The 11,290-nt window shown below is 56.3% G+C and carries 10 protein-coding genes; 9 read left to right on the forward strand and 1 reads right to left on the reverse strand.

The genetic code is table 11. The features are described 5' to 3' along the window. Positions 1-62 precede the first annotated feature (62 nt). Positions 63-1,658, forward strand: a complete 1,596-nt coding sequence (locus tag ACR0AA_RS05625; RefSeq protein ID WP_480661954.1) for a GMC family oxidoreductase — start codon at positions 63-65, stop codon at positions 1,656-1,658. Between the two features lie 287 nt (positions 1,659-1,945). On the opposite strand, the gene xylB is transcribed toward ACR0AA_RS05625, so the two are convergent. After that, complete coding sequence (xylB, locus tag ACR0AA_RS05630) at positions 1,946-3,382, reverse strand: xylulokinase (protein ID WP_480755619.1); 1,437 nt, start codon at positions 3,380-3,382, stop codon at positions 1,946-1,948. A gap of 119 nt (positions 3,383-3,501) precedes the next feature. On the opposite strand from xylB, the gene ACR0AA_RS05635 reads away from it, so the two are divergent. The 8 genes from ACR0AA_RS05635 to ACR0AA_RS05670 form a co-directional block, all read left to right on the forward strand. Beyond that, entirely contained in the window at positions 3,502-4,527 is a 1,026-nt protein-coding gene (locus tag ACR0AA_RS05635) for a LacI family DNA-binding transcriptional regulator (protein ID WP_480661950.1), read from the forward strand. Between the two features lie 94 nt (positions 4,528-4,621). Further along, the gene (locus ACR0AA_RS05640; protein ID WP_480661948.1) at positions 4,622-5,926 is read left to right on the forward strand and encodes an ABC transporter substrate-binding protein; all 1,305 of its coding nucleotides are present in this window, start codon (positions 4,622-4,624) and stop codon (positions 5,924-5,926) included. A 106-nt stretch (positions 5,927-6,032) separates the two neighbouring features. Continuing rightward, positions 6,033-6,899, forward strand: coding sequence for a carbohydrate ABC transporter permease (locus ACR0AA_RS05645; protein ID WP_480431073.1), 867 nt, complete (start codon positions 6,033-6,035; stop codon positions 6,897-6,899). 12 nt (positions 6,900-6,911) lie between these two features. Then, on the forward strand, positions 6,912-7,742 hold the full coding sequence (locus ACR0AA_RS05650) for a carbohydrate ABC transporter permease (protein WP_480661946.1): 831 nt from the start codon (positions 6,912-6,914) through the stop codon (positions 7,740-7,742). Between the two features lie 12 nt (positions 7,743-7,754). Further along, entirely contained in the window at positions 7,755-8,759 is a 1,005-nt protein-coding gene (locus tag ACR0AA_RS05655) for an ABC transporter ATP-binding protein (protein WP_480661944.1), read from the forward strand. Continuing rightward, complete coding sequence (locus tag ACR0AA_RS05660; RefSeq protein WP_480755620.1) at positions 8,756-9,529, forward strand: L-iditol 2-dehydrogenase; 774 nt, start codon at positions 8,756-8,758, stop codon at positions 9,527-9,529. Before ACR0AA_RS05655 ends, ACR0AA_RS05660 begins: the two co-directional genes overlap by 4 nt. Next, entirely contained in the window at positions 9,529-11,040 is a 1,512-nt protein-coding gene (locus tag ACR0AA_RS05665) for a mannitol dehydrogenase family protein (RefSeq protein ID WP_480755621.1), read from the forward strand. Before ACR0AA_RS05660 ends, ACR0AA_RS05665 begins: the two co-directional genes overlap by 1 nt. A gap of 150 nt (positions 11,041-11,190) precedes the next feature. Further along, a partial coding sequence (locus ACR0AA_RS05670) for a transposase (RefSeq protein ID WP_480755624.1) occupies positions 11,191-11,290 on the forward strand: 100 nt, incomplete at its 3' end.

Below are 11,290 nucleotides of genomic sequence, written 5' to 3' on the forward strand. Positions count from 1 at the left end.
TGCTAGTATAATTCTTGCATCCTGCATAGAGTTTTTTTCAACGACGTTGGAAGGAGGCGATCATGGAGGTGGATTATGCAGTTGTTGGCGCGGGATCTTCGGGCTGTGTCATTGCCAACCGGCTGAGCACCGATCCCAATACAACCGTTGCTTTGCTTGAAGCGGGTGGCCGTGACACAAACCCCTGGATTCATATCCCGGTCGGCTATTTCAAAACCATGCATAACCCTTCTGTTGATTGGTGCTATCGCACCGAGCCCGATCCGGGGTTGAACGGGCGGTCAATCGACTGGCCACGGGGCAAGGTCCTGGGCGGCTCATCCTCGCTGAACGGGTTGTTGTATGTGCGCGGTCAGAAAGAGGATTATGACCGCTGGCGGCAAATGGGGAATGAAGGTTGGGGCTGGGATGATGTCCTTCCCCTGTTTAAGCGCTGTGAAGATCAGGAGCGGGGCGAAGACGAATATCACGGGGTCGGCGGGCCTTTGTCTGTGTCCAATATGCGCATTCAACGACCTATCTGCGATGCCTGGGTGGCCGCAGCGCAGACCGCCGGTTATCCATTCAACCCAGATTACAACGGCGCCGAACAAGAGGGCGTGGGTTACTTCCAACTAACCACCCGCAATGGTCGCCGGTGCAGCGCTGCCGTGGCTTATCTCAAGCCCATCCGGGGACGTCACAACCTGAACATCATCACCAACGCACTGGTGACACGCGTGGTTCTGGACGGGAAAAAAGCAACTGGTCTGGTTTACCGGGATCGCACCGGGGCCGAACAAACCCTGAAAGTTCGACGAGAGATCATCCTTTCAGGCGGGGCGATCAACTCGCCCCAAATCCTGATGCTGTCGGGAATCGGTGACCCGGATCATCTAAAGGAAAATGGCATCGAACCCCAACATGCCCTGCCCGGAGTTGGGAAGGGTTTGCAGGACCACTTGCAGGCGCGGCTGGTGTTCAAATGCAATGAGCCGACGCTGAATGATGAAGTGCGCAGCTATTTCAATCAGGCGCGCATCGCCCTAAAATACGCGTTGTTTCGTGCAGGTCCTATGACGATGGCCGCCAGCCTAGCCACCGGATTCATGAAAACCCGCCCGGATGTAGAGACGCCCGACATTCAGTTCCACGTCCAACCCTGGTCTGCCGACAGCCCCGGTGAAGGTGTACATCCCTTCTCGGCCTTTACGATGTCGGTCTGTCAGCTGCGCCCGGAAAGCCGAGGCGAATTGCGCCTGAATGGTCCGGATCCGTCCAAATATATCAAAATCATCCCGAACTACCTTTCCACGGAAACGGATTGCCGAACCATCGTCGACGGTGTGAACATCGCGCGCAAAATTGCTGAACAGAACCCTCTGGCCTCAAAGATTTCAGAGGAATTTCGACCGACAGCTGAGCTGAGCCACGACGATTATGAAGGCACGCTGGATTGGGCCAGATCCAACTCCACATCAATCTATCACCCAACCGGTACTTGCGCGATGGGAAGCAGTAAGATGTCCGTTGTCGACGCAAAACTAAAGGTACACGGCATATCTAACCTGCGAGTGGCAGATTGCTCGATCATGCCGGAGATCGTCAGTGGCAATACTAACGCCCCAGCGATCATGATCGGCGAAAAGGCCAGCGATTTGATAAAGGCGGATGCTTGACACATCGCACGACGGCCTGAATTTCAAACAGAACTGCGGCAACCCATACACCAGTGCGCACGTAACACAGGACTCGAATTCGTCCGTCTATGGAGACTGCTCCAAATTTTGGGGCGCATTCCGATTTCGGTTTTCACCTTTTTCTCGTTCCAACTATGGCGGTTAGGCAAGATGCACTTGACGTTCTACAGGAATGTCGAGCGACGCACAGTTTACCAATTGCTGCACAAAACTCCTCCATCACACTCAGGAAGCAGTTTGAGTTGCGAAGGGTTGGTTGGTGGCTGCTAGTTAACGTTCTTGATGGCAGCATAAAGCCGGCGAAACTGTGTCAACCGCTCGAAGAGCACTGTCATTTCAGCTGGCTCGAACCTATCTGCAGTTGGCAGCTGAAACGCGAGATCGGCTCCGGTGATCACATCGTCGCTATAAGCTGCCAGCCGCGCCGCACCAAAGGCCGGGCCAGTATCGGCTCCTTCCGAGCGCACTACGGGTTTCCCAATCACCGTCGCGATCAACTTCAGCAGAAAATCTGATTGGCTGCCTCCTCCGATGGCAGCCAATTCCGGCAATTTATCCATAGTGTCGCCGAAACTCTGCGCTGCATCGGCAAAGCTAAACGCAATGGCCTCCAATACGGAACGGCAAATGTCAGCACGTGTTGTCGAATCCTCAAGACCAAAGAAGCAGGCCCGGATATGCGGATCGCCGAGGGGGCTGCGTTCACCAGTCAAATACGGCAGAAAAATCGGCACGCGATCCCCGCTGACCGTTTCGGCAAGGGCAACAACTTCAGCTGCGGAAAGCCCAAGCTGTCCACCTATCCACGAAATCGGCCTTGCGCCATTCAGCATCGCCGCCATTTGATACCAACGACCCGGCACCGTGTGCGCAAAAGCATGTACATAACGTTCGGGGTTGGGTTTGTAAGCGCGATCCGCCACGAACAACTGGCCGGACGTCCCTAAAGAGATGAAGCCTCGACCCGGTTCGGTTGCACCCAAAGACACCGCCCCGGTTGCCGCGTCCCCTCCTCCGGCCACGACGGGCACATCAGGTCTCAATCCCGTCTCAGCTGCGGCCCGTGCCGTCACAGTGCCAACGACACTGTGGCCGTCGAAAATCTGCGGCAGCCAATCGCGTGCCACGTCAGAAGCCTCAGCAATTCCGGCATGCCAGTTGCGCGACGCCTGATCCAGCCACAGTGTCCCGGCGGCATCGGACGCGTCGGTTGCCAATTCTCCATGCAGGCACAACCCAATGTAGTCCTTGGGCAGGAGAATATGGGAAAGCTGTGCATAGTTGGCGGGCTCGTGTTTTTTCAACCAAGCAATCTTGGGCGCGGTAAAGCCCGGCAAGGGAAGGACGCCTGCAATATGGCCAATTTCCGGCTGGGCCGCGCGCAGGTCCTCACATTCCTGTACTGCCCTACTGTCATTCCACAGGATTGCTGAACGGATCGGGCGCAGACCGCGATCCAGCAAAACAGCGCCGTGCATTTGGCCGGACAACCCGATGGCTTTGATCTCCGAGAGCGTGATTTGCCCGGCAAGCTGGGTCAGCGCATCACGCGTCGCCTGCCACCAGAACTCGGGGTGTTGCTCTGACCAGCCAGGCTGTGGCGAGGAGGTCTGGATTCCGACGGAAGACGACGCAAGAATTCGATCGGTGTCCGCACAGACAAGCTTGACCGCTGACGTTCCGATATCGATCCCGAGATACATTCAAACCCCTTGCCTGCACAGATACGCGGAACTTGTCTGGCTATTGATTTTTAGCGCGCGCAAAGAATATGTAAAAATATGATAAGATCAAGGCCGCTAACATCCGCAGGCAGACTGGCATGACCAAAATTAAGAATATGGAAGAGTTCGCAGCCCTCAGCGGCATCTCGCGACCCACGGTGTCCAAATATTTCCACGATCCCGATAGCGTTCGTCCGACGACAAGGGCTCGCATCGAAGAGGCGCTCGAACGGTTCGACTATCGCCCGAATATCTATGCTGTGAACCAGAACCGGAAATTGACCAAGAATATCGGCATCGTCGTGCCCTATCTGGCCGATCCGTTCTTTGCCGAAATTGCGCGCTATCTGGAGCAAAGCTGTATCGCGGCCGGGTATCGCCCTTCCCTGTTTAGCTCTCACGGCGAACAAAAGCTGGAAAACGAAATTCTGGATGGCCTGCAATCCATGAAACCCGCCGGGGTTCTGTTGGCACCTTTGGGACGTGTTTCAGACAGATCCGCGATTGAGAAGTTCTGTGCAAATGTGCCGACTGTTCTGTTTGACAGTAATCTTGATGGTCTGGGTGCAGCCTTTGTTGGTTCAGACAATTTCAGCTTTGTGTCTCAGACCGTGGAGTACATGACCCGGACAGGCGAGCCGCCTTCTTTCTTCGAAATGCGCACGCCTGCGAACCCGAACGCCAACAAGCGAAGAACAGCCTATGTTGAAGTGATGGAGCGCCTCGGGTTCGAGCCGCATATCATCAAAGTCGATGGTAAAGGCTGGGCGTTTGAAGAGATCGGGCACAGGGGCGCGCTGAAAGTTCTGGAAGAGCGTGGATTGAGGACGGATTCGGTTTTGTGCAGCAATGATCGGCTTGCCATTGGTTTTCTTGCCGCTTGTTTCGAACAGGGGATTCGGGTTGGCCGAAAGGAGCGTTGCACGCTGCGCGTGGCCTCAAATGACGATCATCCATTCGCAAAGTTTACGTGCCCCTCGCTGACAACGGCTGCGCATGACTATGACAACGTGGCCGGGCGAAGTGTCGAAACCTTGTTTGAACTCATTGAAAACGGGGGAAGATTTACTTCTCGAACAGAGACACTTTTCCCCGCGCGACTTGTTTTGAGGGACTCTGCATAACCCCGCTTTTTAACGCGCGTAAAGTTTTTATTGACGCCGCGACAATTTTTGACCTACGCTCTCTGCACGACATCCAAGCTCAGGGAGGACAGGGATGTATCTGAAGCACGCACTTCGTGCGGCGACTGCACTGACATTCGTCGCCACGGCAGCAGCCCACGCGCAATCCATTACAATCGCCACTGTGAACAACGGTGACATGATCCGGATGCAGGGCTATACCGACAAATTCACCGAAGCGACTGGCATCGATGTCGAGTGGGTGACATTGGAAGAAAACGTGCTGCGTCAGCGCGTAACCACCGACATCACGACCAAAGGCGGTCAGTTCGACATCATGACCATCGGCATGTACGAAACGCCGATCTGGGGTGCAAATGGCTGGCTGGTGCCGCTGGAAGGCATGTCTGCAGAATATGATGTCGATGATATTTTGCCCGCCATGCGTAACGGGCTGAGCCATGAGGGCACACTTTTCGCAGCTCCGTTCTACGGCGAGAGCTCGATGGTGATGTACCGCACAGACCTGATGGAAAAAGCCGGGCTGGAAATGCCTGACGCACCTACCTGGCAATTCATCCGCGAAGCTGCGGCAGCGATGACGGACCGCGACAATGATATCAACGGTATCTGCCTGCGCGGCAAAGCTGGCTGGGGTGAAGGCGGAGCGTTCATCACCGTGACCGGGAACTCTTTTGGTGCGCGCTGGTTTGACGAGGAATGGAAGCCTCAGTTCGATCAGCCCGAATGGAATGAGGCGCTGACCTTCTTCGTCGACATGATGGCGGAATCCGGACCTGCGGGCTATGCGACAAACGGCTTTAACGAGAATCTCTCGCTATTCCAGCAGGGTAAATGTGGCATGTGGATCGACGCCACCGTTGCGGCGTCATTTGTAACAAATCCGGAAGATTCGACTGTCGCGGACAAGGTCGGTTTTGCTTTGGCGCCGAACTCGGACGGTGTCGACAAACGATCCAATTGGCTCTGGGCATGGGCGCTGGCCATCCCGGCGGGTACTCAGCAGGAAGATGCCGCGAAACAGTTCATCGAATGGGCGACATCCAAAGACTACATTGAGTTAGTAGCGGAAAACGAAGGCTGGGCCAACGTCCCGCCGGGCGCGCGCACCTCGCTATATGAGAACCCCGAGTATCAGAAAGTGCCGTTTGCCAAGATGACTCTGGACTCGATCCTGTCCGCGGATCCGAACAACCCTACCGTGAAACCGGTGCCCTATGTTGGCATCCAGTTTGCAGCGATCCCGGAGTTCGCAGGTATCGCCACACAGGTGAGCCAGGAGTTCTCGGCGGTCTATGCCGGACAGCAATCGGTTGAAGAGGCGCTTGAGAAAGCGCAGGCCTTCACCGCTGAAGAGATGGAAGCCGCAGGGTACTGAGGGCTTCTCCCCGCGGGTGGGCAATCTACTGCCCCCCGCCTTCCCCTTCCACAACCCGTTTTTTTCTCGCAGGCTGGCACACGCCTGAACAGAGAGGTCTTGCGTCATGGCAACCCAACATTCCCGATCCGTTGCTCGCCTGATGATGGCACCCGCAGTGGTCCTGCTGCTTGGCTGGATGCTCGTACCGCTGACGATGACGCTGTACTTTTCTTTCAAGAAATACCTGCCCCTGCGTGGCGGTGATCTGGGTTGGGTTGGGTTCGACAATTATGTCCGCTTCGTATCTTCCAGCTCTTTCTGGCCCGCTGTACAGGCGACACTGGTGATTGTCGGCGGCGTGCTGGTGATAACGGTGGTGCTGGGCATCCTTCTGGCGATGCTGCTGGATCAGCCGATGTGGGGACAAGGTGTTGTCCGCATTCTGGTGATCGCGCCATTCTTCGTCATGCCTACGGTCTCCGCGTTGGTCTGGAAGAACATGTTCATGGATCCGGTGAACGGTTTGCTGGCCCATCTATGGCGTTTCTTTGGAGCCGAACCGATTTCATGGCTATCCGAGGCGTCGATGACCTCAATCATCATGATCGTGTCGTGGCAGTGGCTGCCTTTCGCAACGCTGATCCTGCTCACCGCAATTCAATCGCTGGACAGTGAGCAGTTGGAAGCCGCCGAGATGGACGGTGCACCAGTCCTGAAACGCTTCTACCATATCATCCTGCCACACCTGAGCCGCGCAATCACGATCGTAATCCTGATCCAGACAATCTTTTTGCTGTCGATTTTCGCCGAAATCTTTGTAACCACCGGCGGCGCATTCGGCACCCGCACACTCACCTATCTGATCTTCCAGCGCGTGCTGGAAAGCCAGAATGTCGGCCTTGGATCCGCCGGAGGTGTCTACGCCATCATCCTTGCCAACATTGTTGCCATCTTCCTGATGCGCATCGTCGGCAAGAACCTGGACGCGTGAGGAGGAACAACCATGACCCGCGCCGTCACAACCCGCCGCAAATCGCTGAACACTGCCCTTGCCTGGGCAGTTGGATTACTGATCTTTTTCCCGATCCTCTGGACCATCCTGACCAGCTTCAAAACCGAAGCACAGGCAATTGCGAGCCCGCCCCTGTTCCTGAACTTCGACTGGACACTGGAAAACTACGCCATCGTGCAGGAGCGCTCTGACTACATGCGGTTCCTGTGGAATTCGGTTATCATCGCAGGCGGATCAACTATTCTGGGCGTAATCATTGCGGTGCCTGCCGCTTGGGCGATGGCCTTTGTGCCCTCAAAGCGCACCAAGGACATCCTGCTTTGGATGCTGTCCACCAAAATGCTGCCTGCAGTGGGCGTGCTGTACCCGATCTACCTGCTGTTCATTCGGCTTGGGCTACTCGACACTCGTGGGGGATTGGTCGTCGTGTTGATGCTAATCAACCTGCCGATCATCGTCTGGATGCTGTACACCTATTTCCGCGAAATTCCCGGTGAAATTCTGGAAGCTGCGCGGATGGACGGGGCGACGCTGAAAGAGGAAATCCTCTATGTCCTGACACCTATGGCCATTCCCGGCATCGCCTCGACCGTGCTGCTGAACTTCATCCTGGCGTGGAACGAGGCATTCTGGACCCTCAACCTGACAGCCGTCGACGCGGCCCCGCTCACTGCCTTCATCGCCAGCTATTCCAGCCCGGAAGGCTTGTTCTTTGCCAAACTCAGCGCAGCCTCGACCATGGCAATCGCACCAATCCTGATCCTTGGCTGGTTCAGCCAGAAACAACTTGTCCGCGGCCTGACCTTCGGCGCTGTGAAATAAGGAGCCCTCCGTATGGGACGCATTCAACTCAAATCCGTGACCAAAAGCTTCGGCGACGTACAGGTCATTCCTCCGCTGGACCTGACCATCGGGGATGGTGAGTTCACAGTTTTCGTTGGCCCCTCGGGTTGCGGTAAATCCACCCTTTTGCGTTTGATTGCGGGGTTGGAGGACATCACCTCCGGTTCCATCGACATTGACGGCGCGGATGCCACCGACGTGCCGCCCGCGAAACGGGGATTGGCGATGGTGTTCCAATCCTATGCGCTCTACCCACACATGACGGTGCGCAAGAACATCGCCTTTCCACTGCGTATGGCGAAGCTGGATCAAGCGGAGATCGACAAGCGCGTCGAAGGCGCGGCGAGCGTCCTGAACCTGACCGACTATCTGGACCGCCGCCCAGGTCAGTTGTCCGGGGGTCAACGTCAACGGGTCGCCATCGGGCGTGCGATTGTCCGTGAGCCAGCCGCTTTCCTGTTCGACGAACCGCTTTCAAACCTTGATGCAGCGTTGCGGGTCGGCATGCGGTTGGAGATCAGCGAGTTGCACGAACGCCTCGCCACAACGATGATCTACGTAACCCATGATCAGGTCGAGGCCATGACGATGGCCGACAAGATCGTCGTTCTTCAGGCCGGTGTTATAGAACAGGTCGGCAGCCCGTTGGAGCTTTACCGTACGCCGCGTAACCTGTTTGTTGCGGGGTTCATCGGCTCACCCAAGATGAACTTCATAGAAGGCGCAGAGGCAAAAAAACACGGCGCCCACACCATCGGAGTGCGACCTGAACATATCACGGTATCCGATAGCGATGGGGCATGGTCCGGTGTCGTCGGCGTGTCGGAACATCTGGGATCGGACACGTTTTTCCATATCCACGAAACCGGCTTGGCCGAAACCATTACCGTCCGTGCGGATGGAGAAGTAGGATTCCGCCACGGCGATCGTGTCCACCTAACCCCACGCGCCGATGTCATTCACCGGTTTGACGCACAAGGGCTGCGGGTCGAATGAACCGACTGGCTGGCAAAACCGCCCTCATCACCGGGGCCGCGCGTGGCATAGGGTTGGCCTTTGCCAAGGCGTATGTTGCTGAAGGCGCGCGTGTCGCGATAGCCGACATCGACGGCCTTCGGGCGCAAGTGGAAGCGACCGAAATCGGGGACGCCGCTATGGCCGTCGAAATGGACGTAACCAATCAGAGCAGCGTAGATGAAGCCGTCGCGCGAACGGCGGCCTATTTCGGTCCCATAGACATTCTGATCAACAATGCGGCCATCTTCACCGCCGCCCCAATTGTCGAGATCGAGCGCGCCGACTATACCCGCGTCTTCGACATCAACGTGGCGGGTACACTTTTCACGATGCAGGCCGTCGCGCGTCACATGATCCAACACGGGACCAATGGCCGGATCATCAACATGGCGTCTCAGGCCGGGCGCAGGGGTGAGCCTTTGGTCAGCGTGTACTGTGCCAGCAAAGCCGCAATTATCTCTCTAACTCAATCGGCGGGGCTGAACCTGATCTCTCATGGCATCAACGTGAACGCAATTGCTCCGGGTGTTGTCGACGGCGAACACTGGGACGGCGTTGATGCCTTCTTTGCAAAACATGAAGGCAAACCACTCGGTCAGAAGAAACGCGAAGTGGCTGCTGCCGTCCCCTACGGCCGGATGGGCCGTGCCGAAGATCTGACCGGGATGGCGGTTTTTCTGGCTTCCGATGAGGCCAAGTACATCGTCGCACAAACCTACAATGTTGACGGCGGAAACTGGATGAGCTGATGGATCCTGTCGTGAATGCAAACCCTCCGGTACGGTTACGGCTGAGTAACCTATCAAACCTACCAGCGACTATCAGAACTCCGGTGTACCAGCGTTCGGATCTGACGCCGGGCATCGTCCATATCGGACTTGGCAACTTTCACCGTGCGCATCAGGCTTGGTATCTTCACCAGCTGATGCAGCAGGGTCAGGCCCACGACTGGGCGATCATCGGAGCCGGTGTACGAAACTATGACGCCGCGATGCGAGAGAGGCTTCTTTCGCAGGACTGCCTGACTACGTTAGTCGAACTGGATCCGAAAGGGACATCCGCCGAGGTGATCGGCCCGATGATCGACTATCTGCCAATAGAAGCGGGCAACGCAGCGCTGATCCTCAAGATGGCCGACCCATCCATTCGGATTGTGTCGCTTACGGTCACTGAGGGAGGGTATTTTCTCGATGCCAACACCGGCGCCTTCAACATCGATCACGAAGATATCCGCCATGATGCGGAATTCCCCAACCAGCCTCGCACGGTTTTTGGCGCCATTGTTTCCGCGCTTAGCCAGCGCCGGGGGAATGGAGTAGAACCCTTTACTGTGCTGAGCTGCGACAACCTGCAGGGCAACGGGACAATCCTGCGAAACTGCGTTGTTGGCTTGGCGCGGCTGTCCGACCCTGATCTGGCCGACTGGATTGACGAGAACGGGGCATTCCCCAACTCGATGGTCGATTGCATCGTGCCCGCGACAACTGATCAATTACTCTCGCAATGCCGAACCCTTGGCATCGATGACCGAGCGCCCGTTTCGCATGAAAATTTTCGCCAATGGGTGATCGAGGATGATTTCTGCGCCGGGCGGCCGCCGCTCGACAAGGTCGGAGTAACCCTGACTCACGACGTGCATAGCTACGAGACAATGAAACTGCGCATTTTGAACGGCGGGCACCAACTGCTCGCAAATGTCGGGGAAATTCTGAACGTCCCGACGATTTCGGATTGTATGCAGGACCAGGACATCTTCGCTTTTTTCAGAAAAGTTCAGGCTGAAGAAATTCTCCCTCATGTCAAAGCCGTCCCCGGAACGACGGCCAAAGATTACCTTGAGTTGGTTGAGAGGCGATTTGCGAACACGTCAATCCATGATACGACGCGCAGGGTCGCTTTCGACGGGTCGGCTCGGCATCCTGGATTTCTGCTGCCGTCGCTGGGTGATGCACTTTCGTCTGGCTCTTCCGCAAACGGACTCGCGTTGGCAGAAGCGTTCTGGTGCCGGATGTGTGCGGGTGTTCGAGAGGATGGATCTGAAATCGCGCCCAATGACCCCCAATGGGAGAGCCTACGAAAAACAGCGTTGGCGTCCAAAGCAGAACCAGAGCTTTGGCTCGACCAACACCAGTACAACGGAGCATTTCGTAACGGCACAAACTTTTCCGCGACTTTCGCCTCATGGCTGACCGCGATCTGGCAGAATGGCAGCCGTGCCGTCATAGCCAAATTTATCACTGTTGGCTCAAAATCACGCTAATCCTATATGCAGTGAGCGATCAGTCGTGTTTTTATCTTGCCGTATTCGTCAGTCAGATCCGTAGCCTGGGATTTCCGTTTTGCGGCGTGATTCACGGTTCAAAAACGAGCGGTGAACAAGTCTGACCTCTTCTGGCTTACGGATGCGCAAATGGCGCGTCTGGAGCCCTTCTTCCCGAAGCCCCACGGCAAGCCGCGCGTCGATGACAGGCGTGTGGTGAGCGGGATTATCTTCATCAATCGCAATGGTT

This window comes from Ruegeria sp. CE8, from assembly GCF_056537465.1.